The organism is Robertkochia marina, from assembly GCF_004799345.1.
GTDB classification, from domain to species: Bacteria; Bacteroidota; Bacteroidia; order Flavobacteriales; family Flavobacteriaceae; genus Robertkochia; species Robertkochia marina.
In genome coordinates this window covers 86,892-104,718 of the sequence record NZ_SSMC01000004.1, presented here as the reverse complement: position 1 = coordinate 104,718, position 17,827 = coordinate 86,892, and the positions used below count along the sequence as shown (strand labels likewise).

The window sequence follows — 17,827 nt, the reverse complement described above, 5'->3', positions numbered from 1 at the left end:
CCGGGCTTTTTTATTGCCATAATCAACCCCTCTCCATCTCTGTTTGTTACTCAACATGATTTCAGTGCGCTATATAGAATTAAATCATTATTTAATAGTCTTGTTTTCAGTGATTTATGTTTTTGAATTATATTTAATAGTGTATTTAAGCTGCAAAGCAGACTCAACAGGAAACCACCTAATATTAAATGATGAAATTATGAAAGCACTCTATTCGGGATTGATCCTAATCCTATTCCTGGGGCTGACGGCCTGCAACAATGATGATGATAACAACGGGGGGGACACCCCTGACCCACCGGTCGCAGAATTAACAATTTATGAAACGGCGGTAGCTTCTGCAGACCTGACCACCTTAGTTGCAGCCCTGGATCGCACAGGACTGAACACTACACTTGACGAACAAGGAACCTATACAGTTTTCGCGCCTACCAATGACGCCTTTACCGCAGCCGGAATTACCTCTCTGGATGATTTTACCGATGAAGAATTAACGAATTATCTTCTGAACCATGTACTCAATTCAGTGGTTCGATCAGGCGAACTGTCAACCGGATATGTAAACACCCTGGGGAAAGGTCCCGGAGATAGCGGATTCTATCAGTTGAGTCTTTTTGTAGACCTGGAAGGTGGCGTTACTTTCAATGGCATGGCCTCTCCCGTGGAAGGTGGCCTGGACATTGAGGCTACCAACGGAGTCATTCACCTTATTGACATGCCCCTGCCCCCACCAAATGTAGTAGAACACGTGGTAGCCAATCCCGATTTTCAATCCCTCGAAGATTTTGTAGTTTCCTTTGAAGATGAACTCACCGGAGTTCTTGTCGGCGACGGTCCCTTCACCATATTTGCACCCACCAACCAGGCTTTTGCCAATATTGCCAACACCCCTGGTTTGGATCTCACTGATGAAAATACGCTGCGCACCATTCTCCTCTACCATGTGGTAGCGGGGGATAATATCCGTCAGGAAGAGCTTACACCAGGCATGCCATTAACCACTTTAACTCCCGATGGCGAACTCCTTTACACAGACTCAGAGGACGGCACTACGCTGGTTGACGGGACCGGAGGAAGTGGGGTCAACTTTATTGAAACTAATATTCAAGGCGCTAACGGGGTGATTCACAAGATCGACAAGGTATTACTCCCTCCTTCCATTGTAAATTCTTTGGTGAGCGAAGTTACCCTGTACGATTTTGCTAAGGCCACCGCCGGATATGACCAATTAGCTGCGGCCATCGAAAAGGCGGGATTAGTAGATATGCTTTCTGATCCGGAAGCCAACCTGACAGTATTTGCTCCGAACAATGATGCCTTAGCGGCCTATCTTACAGCCAAAGGAACAGACCTGGAAACTGTTGATGCTGCCTTCCTGAAAAATGTATTGATGAATCATATGATCGAAGGGCAGTTTACAGGAGAGCAGATCGTTGGGGCAGGGAACCAATATACCTCAACCCTGGCAACCCTCCCTGATAACGTGGAGGCCAATCTCAGCATGTATATACAGATCACCCCGGATGGAGACTTCCCGGTCACCATAAACGGTGCTGCAGGAGTACTCCCCACCAATAGCCAGGCCAGCAATGGTATTGTACATGTAGTTAGCCAGGTGATAGACCTGCCTACGATCGTGACCTTTGCTACCTCGGATGAAAACTTCAGCACCCTGGCAGGTGCACTCCCTGAAGATATTGTAGCTACCCTGAATGATCCTGAAAACGAAGATGCTCCCTTTACCGTATTCGCACCTGTTAATTCAGCCTTTGAAGGAGTAAACTTACCTTCCGGCGATATCCTTGTGGCAGTTCTTCTTCACCATGTTGTAGCCGGTGTGAATGTGCGATCAGGAGATCTTGCTCAAGGCGATAACCCCTTAACCACCATGGAAGGAGATCAGGTGACTGTAACTGTCCCCCCTACTATTGGAGTAGTTGCTGATATCACGGATGGTACGGACAACACCGGAGGAATCAATGTTGTAGATGTACAGGCCATTAATGGTGTAATTCATGCGATTGACATTGTTTTGTTACCGAACGCTACCAACTAAATTTCTCATATATTTTTCTGAAAAGCCTCCCCTTCAGGAGGCTTTTTTTATATACCAACATAAGCCCTATCAGCTCTAAAGACACTGCTTAATAACAGAAAAAGGGACCATAAAGGTCCCTTTTTTATTATTTCAAAGCCAGCTATTATTTTCCCTGGCGCTTTTTCTGTTCTTCAGCCTGCTCCATCATCTCACGCATCTTGCGTTGGAACTTGCTTTCTTTTTTAGGCTTCTTCTTATTCTCCTGGATCTGGTTGTGAATTTTATCCTCATCGATGATGTAATTCTTGATCACCAACATGATCACGATGGTAATAAGGTTCGAAATAAAGTAATACAAACTCAGTCCACTCGCATAATTATTAAAGAAGAATAACATCAGAAGCGGAGAAATATACAGCATCATCTTCATCAGTTTCCCCATATCGGGCATCCCCTCCTGGGTAGGCTGCTGCATCATCTGCTGCTGGCCGGTGGTCATTCTCATATAGAAGAAGATGGCCACCGAAGCAAGGATCGGGAATAAACTCACGTGATCTCCGTAAAATGGAATAGTAAAAGGGAGTTCTGCGATCACATCATAAGAAGACAAGTCTTCGGCCCACAGGAATTTCTTCTGTCTCAGCATAATGGCTGTTGGGAAGAACATGAATAAGGCATAAAAGATGGGCAGCTGTAACAAGGCAGGTACGCAACCACTCATCGGGCTTACCCCGGCCTTTCCATAAAGCTTCATAGTCTCCTGCTGACGCTTCATCGGGTTGTCCTTGAACTTCTCGTTGATCTCGGTGATCTCAGGACGCAAAACTTTCATCTTAGCCTGCGACAGGTATGATTTATAGGTTACCGGAGAAAGAACGATCCTTACCAGAATGGTCATTACAACAATGGCAATACCATAAGGCAGTACCGAACTCAGCATATCGTACAGCGGAGTAAAGACGTGTTTATTGATAAATCCAAAAATACCCCAACCGAATGGCACTGAATCTTCGAAATCAAATTCCTCATACTTTTTAAACACCTTCAGATCGGTAGGTCCGTAATACCAATGCATATTATAAGTCAGTTCTCCTCCCTGGATCTCAAGCGGTATCTGTGTTTTATATAGCTTGGTATATTTCGCGGTATCCGACTCTTCTTCTACCAGGTTTTCTGAATACAGACTGGCCGTCTTAAATGGAGTTTTACTTGCCAGGATCGTACTGAAGAAGTGCTGACGATAAGAGATCCATTTCAGATCTGTTTCAGTCTCACTGTCATCACCCATTTGCCCAAGCTTACTGATATCTCCATCGTGGCTATAGGTAAGTCGGGTATAACGATTCTCGTACTCGATACTCTTATTCTGGCGTAAAGCCTTCACATTCCAGTCAAGTTTTACCTCCTGGTTGCTGTTCAGAATACCATTCAAGCCCTGAGACCTCACTGTAAAGTCAACCAGGTAATCACCCGGTTTCAGCTCGTACCGATATTCCAGGTATTTATTCTCACCGGCCTTGAGGCGCATACTAAGCACCTTGTTATCTCCGTTTTCAGAAAGAACCGGTTCAAAATAAAGATCTCCTGTATTCAGGGTCCGGTTATCAGTGGTACCCAGGGTAAGGTTAAACTCAGCATTGCCGTCCTTTACAAGGTAAACGGGTACAGAATCGTAGGTATGGAATTCTTTTAAAACTGCCTCGGTGATCTGTCCTCCTTTGTTGTTCACCGTGAGCTTCACAACATCATTCTCGATCACGGTGGTTCCTTCGCCGGCACCGGAGGCCATTCCATAGGCAAAGGCGCCCATACTGGCTTTGTATTTCTCCAATGCCAGAGAATCTGACTGAGTAGTATCAACTACTGCAACTGCTGCTTCCTGTGTTGCCGATGCAGCCGGAGTCGCTTCCACCTGTTCTGTGGTCGCCCCTTCGCTTGCTGCCTCCTCAGGAGTGGGTTGGTTGTTATACATTACCCAGATCAGGATAGCCCCAATAAGAAGGAATCCGATAAGGGAGTTAATGTCAAATTTCTTTTCTTCCATAGTATTGATTTAAAGGAAAGGAGGTAAAAGCTACACTTCCACCTCAGTATTTACTATTAGCAGGGAAGCAAAAACCTCCCCGAAAGCAGGTTATCATGCCAATGTGGCACTATTTTTTTTCTGATAATGACCCAAAGCAGCCTTAACGAACGCAACAAATAATGGATGTGGATTGGCCACTGTACTTTTATATTCCGGGTGATATTGTACTCCAACAAACCAGGGATGCTCAGGAATTTCAACTACCTCTACCAGTCCGGTATCGGGATTGAAACCTGTAGCCTTCATCCCAGCTGCTTCGATCTGATCTTTAAAACTGTTGTTAAACTCGTAACGGTGACGGTGACGCTCTGAGATCTCTTTTTCTCCGTATACTTTGTAAGCAATACTGTCTTCTTCAAGGGTACATTTCCATGCTCCCAGACGCATGGTACCCCCCATATGGGTAATATCCTTTTGCTCCTCCATCAGGTCGATCACAGGATATAGGGTGCTATCGTCCATCTCTGTTGAGTTGGCACCTTTGAGACCTAACACATTCCTTGAGAATTCAATAACAGCCATCTGCATACCCAGGCAAATTCCCAGGAAGGGGATATTATTCTCTCTAACGTATTTAATAGTAGAGATCTTCCCTTCGATCCCTCTCTCCCCGAATCCGGGAGCTACCAGAACTCCATCCAGTCGGGAGATCTTTTCTTTCAGAACTTTCTCGCTGATATATTCTGAATGTATATATTCTACATTTACCTTCACTTCATTTTCAGCTCCGGCATGGATGAAGGACTCCAGGATGGATTTATAACTATCCTGTAATTCCACATACTTCCCTACCAATCCGATATTCACCTCGTGCTTAGGGTTCTTATGACGTTGAAGGAAATTATTCCACTTGGTTAATTCGGGTTCACTGCTGTCAGAAAGGGCAAGCCTGTTAAGTACGACCTTGTCCAGACCCTCCTCCAGCATCATATTCGGTACATCGTAAATGGTGGAAGCGTCTATAGACTGTATTACTGCCTCTCGTTTTACATTACAGAAGAGCGCCAGCTTATCTCTCAGGTCATCCGACAATTCATGTTCTGTACGACATACAAGGATATCGGCTTTAATACCACTTTCCATCAGTGTTTTTACAGAGTGCTGAGTAGGTTTGGTCTTTAACTCTCCTGCTGCAGAAAGATAAGGTACCAGGGTCAGGTGGATCACGATACCATTGTTATCTCCCAATTCCCAAACCAATTGACGCACTGATTCAATATATGGAAGCGACTCGATATCACCCACGGTACCCCCGATCTCGGTGATCACGATATCAAAATCTCCGCTTTTACCAAGAATCTGAATTCGCTCTTTGATCTCATTGGTGATATGAGGTACTACCTGTACAGTTTTTCCGAGAAATTCACCCCGACGTTCTTTTTCGATCACACTTTGGTAAATACGGCCGGTAGTAACATTATTTGCCTGGGAGGTATTTACATTTAAAAAACGCTCATAATGCCCCAGGTCAAGATCGGTTTCAGCACCATCATCAGTTACATAACATTCTCCATGCTCATAAGGATTAAGCGTTCCGGGATCAACATTGATGTAAGGATCTAATTTTTGTATTGTAGTCTTATAACCTCTGGCCTGTAAAAGCTTTGCCAGAGAAGCTGCTATAATACCCTTACCTAATGAAGAAGAAACCCCTCCTGTAACAAAAATGTACTTAGTATCTGCCATGAAAAAACGCTTGTAGTATTGCTGAAAAATTCGCGCCAAAAATACAAATAAGAATTAATATTCCCCGAGGCTGGCGGCTAATTTTAAGATTTTAAAACAGAGATAAGATTAATTTAAAGAGCTTTTAATCAAGGCTTCAAATTCTCAAGGTTTCAGCCTTTAAGCTGTGAGATTCGCAATCCCGGGCCTACTTTTGATATTCCCTGATGATCTTTCTGATCAAATACTCCAAACCATTCATCTTGATCTCGTACATGGATTGCAAGTACAACCCCAACTTACCTTCCGGAAATCCCTTTTGATGAAACCAGGTATAATAGGCCTCCGGGATATCTACCAGGTACCTGCCCTTGTACTTTCCATAGGGCATTTTCATAAAGGCCAGCTTCTTCAAAAACTCCCGTTGGTCAGTCATAGGCATTCTTCAGATAAGTTCTCACCCTTGACTGCCACAACAACTGTTCCTGGGTATTTCGGGAAAAATCGGTTTCCCGGTCATAACGATCCTGCACAGAGTCGAGCTCTTTTCTTATGGTATTGTAAACGGCTGCGATCTTTTCTTTTGGATCTTTCACAGGTCTAATGGTATCAAAGGCTTGCTTGAGTTTTATGGCATACCAGGCCGTAATATCAAAGTGCAGCTGTTCATGAAGCAGAAGCTCTTCATCCTTTAACTCCGGACGCACCCAACTTTTTTCAGGGAAGAACAAAGCCTTAACATGGTATTCGTAGATGAGCTCAGGTCCTTGCATATACCCCTGGAATCGGTAAGAAAGTGCTGAAACTGTGGTAGCAGCGGCATCGGTTTGAGTTTCAGGATCTCCCTTGAAGTCTTCCCAGGTAAGCCTGCTTTGAGGCGACCATTCCACGACAGTCTCCTGCGGCGGCGGCGAAAAAAAAACAAGAAATCCTAAAAGAACCAACAACCTCATCTACAACGCCTCACCCCCAATGAAAGGTAATATCCTTTTTGATCTCCGGATGAATGCTCATCAACACCGGACAGGTTCTTGCGGTGTGTTCCAGGATCTTTTGATCCTTGTCTGAAGGTTTTACCGGAATATCAACTACTACCTTGATCTCGGAGATTCTCCTGGGAGCTGAAGCCATGACCTTCTCGATACTGGCTATGGCCCCTGTAAGGTCAACAGCCATATCGCGTGCTTTGATACCCATTACGGTCAGCATACAGCTGCCAAGGGCAGTTGCTACCGTATCTGTTGGAGAAAAGGCCTCTCCTTTTCCGTTGTTGTCAACGGGGGCATCAGTAATAAAAGTATTACCGCTTTTTTGATGAAGGCACTCCGTTCGAAGCGCTCCGAGGTACTTTACTGTAGAGGTCGGCATTTGGGTTTACTTCTTTAATGGTTAGATCTTCATAACGGACAATATACAGAGCTCTGTTCACGTAACCTCCCTGCAGTCCGCGCTGGTAGTTAAATTTATTCTCAATGTATTCCGTTTCACCCACCTTTCCTGCAACGTAACTCAGGTCTTTGTCGTAAGCCAACCGCAGCAGAACATCGAACATGAGATCAAATCCGCGAGTGGCATAACGGTTCGGCAAGCCTCCAAAACGCTTCTCATACATCTGGTGAAACACTGAGGATTCATCAACCGGCTTGTAAAAAGTCGGGTATTGGAAGTTAAGGTTTGAAAGGTGAAGATTGGAAATATTCTTATTGTCATACACATTCCCTCTCAGGGTGGTCAGCAGCCTGATACGAAAATCTTTTGTTTGAGCTGAATTAACCACAGCGGTCACATTCCCGATCAGGTTAAAGGAATCGGTCTCAAGAATAACCCAATTCTCCTTCTCTGACGACAATAGCAATGAATCAAGGTCTTCAATTCGCAAAAACTTCCCTTCCAGGGTATCGATCACCTTGGCCATTGGAAAAATAGAAGTTAATCTTGATTTTACTTCTGCATTCTCCCGGTCGGTTATAATGATCACATTCTTATCTGCCCCATAATTCTCCAGATACCTCAACATTTCTGACCGCATCAGGTAATCAGGCGGAAGGGTTTGAAAAACGTTGGATCTCATATCCAGGCCTTTATTGGCAAAAGGCGCAAAGACAGGCACGGAATCCCGCTCAACATAGCGACTCAGGCTATTGATAACCGATGGCCGAACAGGTCCCACGATAGCATCCATTTCCCGAAGATCGCGTTGATTGACCAATTGCTGCACAAACTGATCTTTTTGTCCACTGTCGTAGACCTTCATATCAACTGAGATCCCCATATTTCTTGCTGAATCCAGCGCCACGAGCACCCCTGTATAAAAATCGAGTGATATACCCAGCAGAGGAGATCTTTTAATATCGTTCTTGGTACCCGAAAGGGAATCAAAATTTACCGATCTCAGGTCAAACGGGAGCACCAATCCTACCTTTGCCCGGGCAGGGGTATCAATACTGTCGGCCAGTGAAAATTTTTCCAGAAGCACCCCATTGTTGATCACCAGATCCTGTCCCGCCGATTTCGGAAGCTTCAGCACCATTCCTCTCTGAAGTCCTGAATCTTTTAAAATAGGGTTCAAGGCTTCCAACTCTGCCTGTCCTAATCCGAGCTTGATCTTTAACCTGTAAAAACCTTCTGCAGGCTTAACCACATAATAATTATAAAGACTGTCTACAACGACCGACTTCTCATTTCCGGGCACAAAAGGTACCATTAACGTATCGCCTTCCTGCAGAACATCTTTCATTTCAGGATTCAACTCCTGAAGTCTATCCTCGGTAATACCATGCTCATAGGCAATGCGCCACTTTCCTTCTGAAGGTTTTACGATATACGGAACGAGTCCGTCTTCAGGAACCCTCCAGCCGGTCTGGGTTTGAACAGTCTTAAATACAGGGATCTCCAAACGCTCTCCCTTTCTGGGCATACGACTGTAGAGTTCAGAATTGTAACGTTTGATGTCTGATTCGGTAACATTGTATTTACGGGCAAGACTGAAAAGGGTTTCCTTACGTTTTACCCTGTGCTTTATAAAACGCTCCGGGGTTCTTTCCTTTCCTTCAGCAGAAACGGTTCCTTGCGGAAGGGTCAGATCTGAGCGCTCACCTGCAGCCACAGGAATGACCAGTATGGTATTAGGCTCAACACCATTCTTAGCTTCGGGATTGTATTTTAGGAGATTAAACGGGGTTACCCGGTATTTTCTCGCGATTTGTTCCAGGGTTTCCCCTTCTTTTACAGCATGCGTTTTAAACTGCTGCTGTGCAAAAGCGATTGAAAATGATACCAGGGCCAGTAATACAAGTATGTTGTTCTTCATGGATAAATTTAGGTTATTCCCATTCTATGGTCGCCGGGGGTTTCGAGCTAATGTCATATACTACTCTATTAACGCCTTTGACCTTATTTATTATATCGTTCGATACTTTTTGTAAAAAGTCGTAGGGCAAATGCACCCAGTCTGCCGTCATTCCATCGGTACTTTCAACGGCTCTCAACGCCACACATTTCTCATAAGTACGCTCATCGCCCATAACTCCAACTGAGTTTACCGGCAGCAACATAGCACCTGCCTGCCAAACTTTGTCGTAAAGTCCCCAGCTTTTTAGACCCTCAATAAAGATATGGTCTACTTCCTGCAACATACGAACTTTTTCGGCAGTAATATCACCCAGGATCCTGATTCCTAGACCGGGCCCCGGAAATGGGTGTCTTCCAAGGAGTTCTGCATCGATTCCCATACTGGCACCCACACGACGCACCTCATCTTTAAACAACATATTCAGAGGCTCCACCACCTTTAACTTCATAAAATCAGGCAAGCCGCCCACATTATGGTGGCTTTTAATGGTTGCCGAAGGCCCTTTTACTGAGATCGATTCGATCACATCAGGGTAGATCGTACCTTGTCCAAGCCATTCAACATCCTTCAGCTCATGGGCTTCATCATCAAAAACTTCAATGAAAACGCGTCCGATAGCCTTTCGTTTCAGCTCAGGATCTTCAACACCCTTTAAAGCTTCCAAAAAACGTGCCGAAGCATCCACACCTTTAACATTCAACCCCATACCTTCGTATTGTTTGAGCACATTTTCAAACTCGTTCTTACGCAACAAGCCATTGTTCACAAAAATACAGTACAGGTTCTTCCCTATGGCTTTATTGAGTAAAACCGCAGCAACGGTAGAATCGACACCTCCTGAAAGTCCCAGAACCACTTTTCCGTCACCCACCTTCTTTTTAAGGTCAGCCACGGTCATATCAACAAAATTATCGGGTGTCCAGGTTTGTGCTACCCCGGCGATCTTTACCAGGAAGTTCTCCAGTAACTGACGCCCGTCGGTAGTGTGATATACCTCAGGGTGGAATTGAATCGCATAAGTTTCCTCACCTTCTATTCGGTAAGCTGCATTTTCAACATCGGCAGTACTGGCAACCCTTACACCTCCCTCAGGAAGTTTTTTGATCGTATCACTGTGACTCATCCAAACCTGGCTTCCTTCCTCTATACCTTCAAAGAAAGGCTCTGAGCTGTTGATATAGGAAAGGTTGGCTCTACCATACTCCCTGATATCAGAAGGTTCTACGCTTCCTCCGTTAAAATGCGCCAAATATTGGGCACCATAACAAACAGCCAATAAAGGCAACTTACCTTTGATGGCGGAAAGATCAGGATGGGGAGCATCTTCTGAACGAACAGAGAAAGGACTTCCCGAAAGGATCACTGCCTTAAATCCTGAAACATCTTGAGGAGGATTGTTAAATGGATGAATCTCGCAGTAAATATTTAATTCTCTTACCCTTCTTGCAATGAGCTGGGTATACTGCGACCCGAAATCTAAAATGAGTACGTTGTTTTGCATGCGCAAAAATAACAAATTGCGTTGTTTCCAAAAGGTTCTTTTGGAGTATATTTATAAAAAATAGTCTCACCCCCACTACCTCCACATTGATCTGCTTTACCCAATGGTTAGTCTACCAAAAGGTAATTCCTTAAACCAGAAATACAGGTAATGATCACAGAAATACCCTCGCTAAGAAGACTCCTCCTGCTTATTTTATTTCAACTTACCATTCTTTCCATGCAGGCTCAAAGAAGTTATCGGTATGAAAACTTCGGAAACCGTTCCGTGCTTTTGAACGGCAATGTAACCGGCAGTGTAAATGACCTTGGTGGGGTATTTTATAATCCTGCAAGACTCGCCATAATAGAGAACCCGAAATTCTCGGTTGAGGGAAGGTTCTATGAAAGAACGGAAGTGAATGTTAACGATTTTCTGGGCGCGGGCATCAACATTGAGAACAAGCAATTTAACGCACTTCCGGGCTTAATGGCAGCCGCCACGAGCATAGGTAGTGAGAAAATCTACTTCTCCTTTATGCTGCGAAATCGAATTAACATTAGCTCCAGTTTTGACTCCGGAATATTAGATGAGAACAACACCGACAATATTGCCCCGGGCATCCTCTTCAATGCCGATGCAGCCATCGACATCAACCTGAGGGAAGAATGGTTTGGATTGAGCTGGGCTAAAAAGATCTCTGATAACTTCTCGGTAGGTATCTCCACCTTTTTGTCATTTTACAACTATTCGGGAGGTGACTCCTTTGATTTTATCATCTCTGAAAACGATCAAAATCTGCTGCAATTCAACGGAGACCTGAAATACACCCAGGCATCGACCGGACTTTTTGGAAAAGTATCTGCTGCATGGCAGCAAAAACACCTTTCGATGGGCCTCACCATCGATCTTCCTTATATTGAACTTCGTGATGACAGCAGTTTCAATTCTAAAGATTTCTTTACCGATCGGGTTACCAATGAAGACATTTTTACCATCAATCAATTCTCAGGATTGGTGGCAAGACGCAAGGTTCCTCTCGGCATCAATTTCGGAGCTGGAATTCCTATCGGAAAAAGCACCCTTCATCTGAATACCGACTGGCATGCAGGGGTAGGCAGTTACGACCGTATTGAAATACCTCCTTTAGAAAGCACTACAGAACCCACCACCCTGATCGAAGCGAAGGAAAAGCTTAACCCCGTCTGGAATATTGGAGCAGGAGCAGAAATATTTATTAGTGAAAAGATCAACACTTATTTGAGTTTTACCACAGACCATTCTCCCCTCAATCCCGAAGACACTTTTTTAAACGGAGGTAACAATTTTGGCGAATCAAACATCCTGACCCTTGACTACCTCCATCTCGGCGGCGGGGTAGGCCTAACGTTCAAGTCGTTTGCCATCACCCTTGGTGCGGTAAACACCTCTGGATCGGGAGATTTTGAAAGATCGATCACCCTGCCGGTGGGTGTTGACAATTTTGACGATACCGACCTAAATATAAAGGTAGATCGCTGGAGATTCCTGGTAGGATTTAATTTCTCCGGATTCGGACTCTAGTTACGCAGGAACATCGGATACTGCCGTATTTATCGCAAAAGGTTGTATCTTTATAAGGCACCTGACCGTTAATGATCTTACCGGGATTAACCATGAGCAATCCAATTGACTCATGAAAACAAACAACAACCTTTCACCTCCCCTAATCACCGCTGCCTTGTTTTTTTTGATCGCATCTGTTTCGTGTTTAGCACAACGGGGTTATGAGTATGAAAACTTCGGAAACCGTTCAGTGCTTTTAAACGGAAATGTAACAGGAAGTGTAAATGATCTGGGGGCCGTATACTACAACCCGGCACGACTGGCACTGATCAAAAACCCCGGGTTTCTTGTTCAGGGTAAGTTCTATGAATGGAACCGGATCACCATAGACGAACTGGTTCCTGATGAACGCTTTCAGACTTCCAATTTTACAGGCATTCCCGGTATGATAGCAGGTAGTTTTGATATGTTCAATACCCGGTTTTACTATTCCTCTATTTCAAGAAACCGCCTGAATTTATCATTAGGCTTTAACTCCGGAGTCGTCTCCAATGAAGACGACCCGCAAATCACCCCGGGTAATCAACTCAACCTCAAGGTAGACATTAACAACAGGTTACGGGAAGACTGGTTCGGCCTCACCTGGGCCTATAAGGTACACGATGGCTTTGCCCTTGGAGCCTCCCTTTTCGCATCTTATTACACCTATAGCGGAGGCGATGGCACCAGGCTTATACAGGACGTGAACCAGGATGAAGTGAATATATACGAATCTAACCTGCGGTTCTCTCAATCATCTTATGGCCTGTACTTTAAGATCGCTGCAGCCTGGATCTTCGAAAAATGGGAACTGGGTGTAAATATTGACCTGCCTTACCTGGAAATTTTCGGGCAGGGCAAATTTAATTTTGATGAGATCCTGGCCACTAACACCACCCTGGACGATCTCTTCATCTATGAAGACCTCAATGACCTGGAAAGCACCCAGAAAACACCTCTAAGCATTAATGTCGGGGCCGGAATTCCGATCAAGAACCATAGGATACACCTCAACCTGAGCTGGTATGCGCCTACCGGCACCTATGACCGAATTGAAATTCCCTCTCTGGGAGGATCTACCGGTGAAGAAGCTTCCCTGGCCTTCCAGGAAAAAAGACGATCTATCATTAATTTCGGAGCCGGAGGCGAGATAGAACTCACTCCAAAACTGGACACTTATCTCAGTTTCAGCACTGATTTTTCTCCTCTTAAGGAAGCTGATGAAGTTCTCGGCTCTGCAGATGGCATTGGGGTATCTAACCTCCTTGCCTTTGACAACTATCATTTTGGAGGCGGATTTAACTGGAAATTCAATCGGGCTGATGTGGTTTTTGGTGCCATATTCACGACAGGAGTTCAGGAATTCAATTCGGTTCGCGACCGCCCGATAGATGCACTGCTGCCCACCGAAGAAACTTTTAAGATCGGGATCAATCGCTGGCGTTTTCTGGTAGGGCTCAACCTGAGTCTCAGAGACCTTTTCGGAGAAAAGTTAAATGAGCAGCAGTAAGGTAATTCAAAGAACCCCTTACCGCTTTACTCCTTTTATTTCATGGTGTCCAAAACGATCTGAATATCATTTTTGGTGGTATGAGGATTGATAAAACAAAACCTCGCCACCGTCTCATACGTATCTCCGACTTTCCATTTGGTCGGGGTTACCAGGGCTATACCGTCCCTGTGATTCTTATAGGTCCAATCGCGGTAATCCTCAGGCGTCCATCCCTTTCTTCTAAACAGCACACAGGAAAGACTCGGATCTCTTACCAATTCCACATGATCTTCCCTGGTAATCATTTCTCCTGCCTTATTAGCCAGGGTAATCCCTTCTTCAACCGCCCATTTATATTTATCAGTACCGTGCATGGCCAGAGAGAACCATAACGGCAACCCTCTCACCCGCCTGGTTAACTGGATCTGGTAATCGGCCGGATTAAAACCGTGCGCCCCTTCATCCTTAAAAATATCAAGATACGAACCTTCCTGGCTATGCGCCTTTTTAGCAAGTTCCGGGTCTCTGTAGATCACCGCCCCACAGTCGTAGGGAGAGAAAAGCCATTTGTGAGGGTCAATCGTTATACTGTCGGCATGTTCAATGCCCTTGAACAAATGTCTCACAGAATCTGCCAACAGGGCCCCACCGCCGTAGGCCGCATCAATATGAAACCAAAGTGATTCCTGCTGACACACCTCTGCTATACCTTCCAGGTCATCAATGATGCCTGCATTGGTGGTCCCCCCGGTTCCTACCACGGCAAAGAGCCGCTCCCTGTCTTTGGCTTCCAGATTATTAATGGTATCTGCCAATTGACTACCGCTGAGACGGTCTTCGGTATCCACCAGAAAAACATCAACATCGGCCACCTTGGCCATGGCCTTGATCGAAGAGTGAGCTCCTACTGAGGTCAGTACCATTCCCTTTTTACCCCTATTCTCCTCCTTGGTTCTCCAGGTTTCCCTTGCTGTTACGATGGCAGAGAGGTTGGCTGCGGTACCCCCGCTTGTAAAAACCCCAAAGGCGCCCTCGGGCAGACCGGTGAGGGAAACCAACCAGCGCATGGCCTCATTCTCACAAAAGATCCCCCCGGCCCCTTCCATCCAGTAAGCTCCGTGAATACTGGACGCTGAGGTAACCAAGTCAAACATAATTGCTGCCCTTGTGGGTGCCGCAGGTACAAAAGCCAGGTGCCTGGGGTGATCGATAGGAACCGTAGCTTTAATAAAGACATCTTTAAAAAGTTCGAAGGCTTTCTCACCTCCGATACCTTTCTGAGTAATGGTCTCTCCCACTTGAGCCTTTAACTCTTCGGCCTTTTTAGGCACTCCCAGTTCCGGATCGGTATGGGTGATCCGATTGATGGCATACTTCATGACATCAAGGGTCATCTCCACCAGATCTATATCGATATTATGCATAAAACTTCTTTTTTGGCAAAGGTATAACTTTGTTAAAGTTAAGAGGGATTTGTAACTTTATAAAAAACCTAGGCACCGTGAATGAACAATATTTGGAGATGGCCAGAGACGAATTGAAAGCCGGTGTAAAAAGCGCTTCACATCCCTTTCATTATTTCACCCTGGCTACCACAGGAATTAATGAAGTACCGCGATTACGCACCGTGGTACTGCGTGATTTTGATAAAGACATGACCCTTACCCTCTATACCGACAAGCGCTCAAGAAAGGTCACCCACATTAAAGAACACAATAAGGTATGCCTGCTTTTTTATCATCCTGATAAACTCTTGCAATTAAAAATCGACGGCGTTGCCTATCTGGAAACTAATCAGAAAAAACTGGATAAGATCTGGAGTAAGATCGATAAGCCTGCCAGAAAAGATTATATCACCGTCAAAGGTCCGGGCACAAAGATCGAGCATCTTGAACATATAGAATACCTGGATACATCCCAGCATTTCAGCGTCATGAGAATTGATCCTTATAAAATTGAATACCTTAAACTTAAACGTCCCAATCATATCAGGGTTCAATATGCCCTGAATGAAAGAGGCGGTTGGGACAGCAGTTTCCTGGTACCCTAAAATCATTTGCTATGAAGCCACAAGAGATTGTAAATAAATGGATTAACTGCTACAATGAAGGAGATGCCGATGCTTTGGCTGCATTCTATCATGAAAATGCGGTGAACGACAGAGTAGCAGACGCAGCTCTGGAGGGCAGGAAGAAGATCACCGAACGCTATAAACAGGAATTCGCATCTATACGAATGCAAGTGAAAATATGTAATTTACACGAAGCCGAACCATGGGTCATTACAGAATGGGAAGATCAACTGGGCTTCAGGGGATGTATCTTTTTTCATATCGAGAATGATAAGATCATTCATCAAAAAAGTTACTGGGACTCCCTTTCCTATCAGCAGAAATACAATCTGCCTTCCTCTATTCATTAGATCAAAGGGTAATCACCTTAAAGCGCTGGTCTAAAGGATCAAGGTTTTCAAACAGAATATCTATAAGATCGCTTCCATAGTCTTTATAAAACTGGGCAAAATTAATGGTGCGTTCCTGAAGACTTTCGTTAGGGAATAATTCATTACGTATTGCCATCATTCTTGCTACCTGATCAGACAGCTTCCTTTTCTGCGCCTTAAGCAATCGTTTTTCCAGGTGATCAAGACCTTTAAGCTGTTTCACCTCCTGGGCTTTCACCGCCCCAAGAAAAGACTTATCCGTTTTTTCTGCGATCTCGTACATGTGGCTAAACTGCGCCACCAAATGCGCACGCTGCTCACTAAGATCGATCTCAATATCACTTATCTCTCGCACCTTGCGGTTTATAAAGGAATGCTCATCCAAAAACAACTGAGCCAGAGAGATATGAAGTTTTTCCAGTTTTTTTCTTTGTTTCCCGGTCATTAGAAGTACTGAATCTCTCAGCAACAACATAGGAAAAGCCACTTCAGAAGCTTTAAAAAAAGATTTCAGTTCAAGCCAGTAAGCCAGTTCTCCTCCCCCTCCAATATAGCAGAGGTTGGGTAATATCACCTCCTGATACAAAGGCCTTAGCATCACATTGGGAGAGAAACGTTCGGGATGTTCTTCAAGTGTTGAAATCAGTTCCGAACGAGACCATTTACGGGTACCGTCAGCAAGACCAAAGGCAGTACCGTCAAAGATCACCCGATCTCTCACGCCTTTATCAAGATAGAAGAGATTGATCTCTCTTGGATTTACCTGTACTTTATAATTATTAGACAGGCCTTCCAGTTTTTCTATAGTCTTAGTTACCTCATGATATGCCCTGTTCTCCAACAGGTCTGCTTTCATATGAGGAAGAAATTCCCGCTTCAATCCGGCATCATCCCCATCAATAATGACTAATCCCTTTTCTGCAAAAAGCTGATTAGCGAGGAACCGCGTTGCCGAAGTAAGATCTTCATGATTCAAATACGCCTTTTTGAAAAGTTCTGCCAGGTAGAGAGCATTTTTTCCTGGCCCGAGCTCGGCTCTGAAAAGGGCTTCCAATTCTTCCAAATGCAGGGTAGGCATCCTGCCTACAGCTCCTCCCTCATCTTCATTTTTAGGACCCTGCCATTGAAACTTCTTGCCGTTAAAATTGAAAAAATTTATTTCATCAAAATCATGATCCTCTGTAGCCATCCAGTACACAGGCACAAAATGGTAATCAGGGTGTCTTTCTTTAAGGGTTTCGGTAAGCTTGACCACCGAAATGATCTTATAAAGAAAATACAGCGGCCCTGTAAAAAGATTTAATTGATGCCCTGTGGTTATGGTAAAGGTCTTTGCATTTGCCAGCAAAGCTATATGATCCCTTGTCAATTCTGAAGCATCTGTTTCTGCGTATTGCGTTTCCAGAGCAGCGACCAGTCTACGGCGCCTCTCCATATCAAAATCAGCTTTCTCCTGAATTTGACCTTCAAAAGACTCCAGGGAAGGGTAACGGTTATAAAAGGCATTTATGGTTGGGTGTTCTGCCAGGTAGTCACAGATCAGGTCTGTAAAAAAACCGGTATCCTCAAAATTGATCGTTTCCAGGGTCATAAATGAATAGTAGTTTTATATCAGAAAAGCTTTCAACAGACCGGAACATTTCTATCCTGCGACACCTTCTTTCAACGTTTTCCGGGTATTCTGAACA

The 17,827-nt window shown here is 44.6% G+C and carries 14 protein-coding genes; 5 read left to right on the top strand and 9 right to left on the bottom strand.

The genetic code is table 11. The features are described from left to right. Positions 1-199: 199 nt before the first annotated feature. On the top strand, positions 200-2,056 hold the full coding sequence (locus tag E7Z59_RS14140; protein ID WP_168731313.1) for a fasciclin domain-containing protein: 1,857 nt from the start codon (positions 200-202) through the stop codon (positions 2,054-2,056). Positions 2,057-2,201: 145 nt separating this feature from the next. On the opposite strand, the gene yidC is transcribed toward E7Z59_RS14140, so the two are convergent. From yidC to guaA, 7 genes are all read right to left on the bottom strand, one after another. Next, positions 2,202-4,082, bottom strand: a complete 1,881-nt coding sequence (yidC, locus tag E7Z59_RS14135) for a membrane protein insertase YidC (protein ID WP_136337008.1) — start codon at positions 4,080-4,082, stop codon at positions 2,202-2,204. A gap of 93 nt (positions 4,083-4,175) precedes the next feature. Continuing rightward, positions 4,176-5,810 (bottom strand): CTP synthase, encoded by a 1,635-nt coding sequence (locus E7Z59_RS14130; protein WP_136337007.1) that lies wholly within the window; start codon positions 5,808-5,810, stop codon positions 4,176-4,178. Positions 5,811-5,997: 187 nt separating this feature from the next. Continuing rightward, a complete protein-coding gene (locus E7Z59_RS14125) occupies positions 5,998-6,225 on the bottom strand; it encodes a DUF3820 family protein (RefSeq protein WP_136337006.1) in 228 nt (75 codons plus the stop codon). Next, positions 6,218-6,742 (bottom strand): DUF922 domain-containing protein, encoded by a 525-nt coding sequence (locus E7Z59_RS14120; protein WP_136337005.1) that lies wholly within the window; start codon positions 6,740-6,742, stop codon positions 6,218-6,220. Before E7Z59_RS14120 ends, E7Z59_RS14125 begins: the two co-directional genes overlap by 8 nt. Before the next feature lie 10 nt (positions 6,743-6,752). Next, the gene (locus E7Z59_RS14115; RefSeq protein WP_136337004.1) at positions 6,753-7,157 is read right to left on the bottom strand and encodes an OsmC family protein; all 405 of its coding nucleotides are present in this window, start codon (positions 7,155-7,157) and stop codon (positions 6,753-6,755) included. Continuing rightward, on the bottom strand, positions 7,090-9,099 hold the full coding sequence (locus tag E7Z59_RS14110) for an amino acid ABC transporter substrate-binding protein (RefSeq protein WP_136337003.1): 2,010 nt from the start codon (positions 9,097-9,099) through the stop codon (positions 7,090-7,092). The genes E7Z59_RS14115 and E7Z59_RS14110 overlap by 68 nt, the downstream gene beginning before the upstream one ends. A gap of 13 nt (positions 9,100-9,112) precedes the next feature. Continuing rightward, on the bottom strand, positions 9,113-10,642 hold the full coding sequence (gene guaA, locus E7Z59_RS14105; protein ID WP_136337002.1) for a glutamine-hydrolyzing GMP synthase: 1,530 nt from the start codon (positions 10,640-10,642) through the stop codon (positions 9,113-9,115). Positions 10,643-10,792: 150 nt separating this feature from the next. Between guaA and E7Z59_RS14100 the strand changes: the two genes are divergently transcribed. Together E7Z59_RS14100 and E7Z59_RS14095 are read left to right on the top strand one after the other, a co-directional pair. Continuing rightward, a complete protein-coding gene (locus tag E7Z59_RS14100) occupies positions 10,793-12,184 on the top strand; it encodes a hypothetical protein (protein ID WP_136337001.1) in 1,392 nt (463 codons plus the stop codon). Positions 12,185-12,296: 112 nt separating this feature from the next. Further along, positions 12,297-13,715, top strand: a complete 1,419-nt coding sequence (locus E7Z59_RS14095; protein WP_136337000.1) for an OmpP1/FadL family transporter — start codon at positions 12,297-12,299, stop codon at positions 13,713-13,715. Between the two features lie 35 nt (positions 13,716-13,750). Here the strand turns inward: E7Z59_RS14095 and E7Z59_RS14090 are convergent, their stop codons facing one another. Then, positions 13,751-15,121 (bottom strand): pyridoxal phosphate-dependent decarboxylase family protein, encoded by a 1,371-nt coding sequence (locus E7Z59_RS14090; protein ID WP_136336999.1) that lies wholly within the window; start codon positions 15,119-15,121, stop codon positions 13,751-13,753. 77 nt (positions 15,122-15,198) lie between these two features. Between E7Z59_RS14090 and E7Z59_RS14085 the strand changes: the two genes are divergently transcribed. Continuing rightward, a complete protein-coding gene (locus tag E7Z59_RS14085; protein ID WP_242015596.1) occupies positions 15,199-15,747 on the top strand; it encodes a pyridoxamine 5'-phosphate oxidase family protein in 549 nt (182 codons plus the stop codon). A gap of 11 nt (positions 15,748-15,758) precedes the next feature. Next, complete coding sequence (locus E7Z59_RS14080) at positions 15,759-16,118, top strand: nuclear transport factor 2 family protein (RefSeq protein WP_136336998.1); 360 nt, start codon at positions 15,759-15,761, stop codon at positions 16,116-16,118. A 1-nt stretch (position 16,119) separates the two neighbouring features. On the opposite strand, the gene bshC is transcribed toward E7Z59_RS14080, so the two are convergent. Further along, the gene (bshC, locus tag E7Z59_RS14075) at positions 16,120-17,730 is read right to left on the bottom strand and encodes a bacillithiol biosynthesis cysteine-adding enzyme BshC (RefSeq protein ID WP_136336997.1); all 1,611 of its coding nucleotides are present in this window, start codon (positions 17,728-17,730) and stop codon (positions 16,120-16,122) included. Positions 17,731-17,827: the final 97 nt, after the last annotated feature.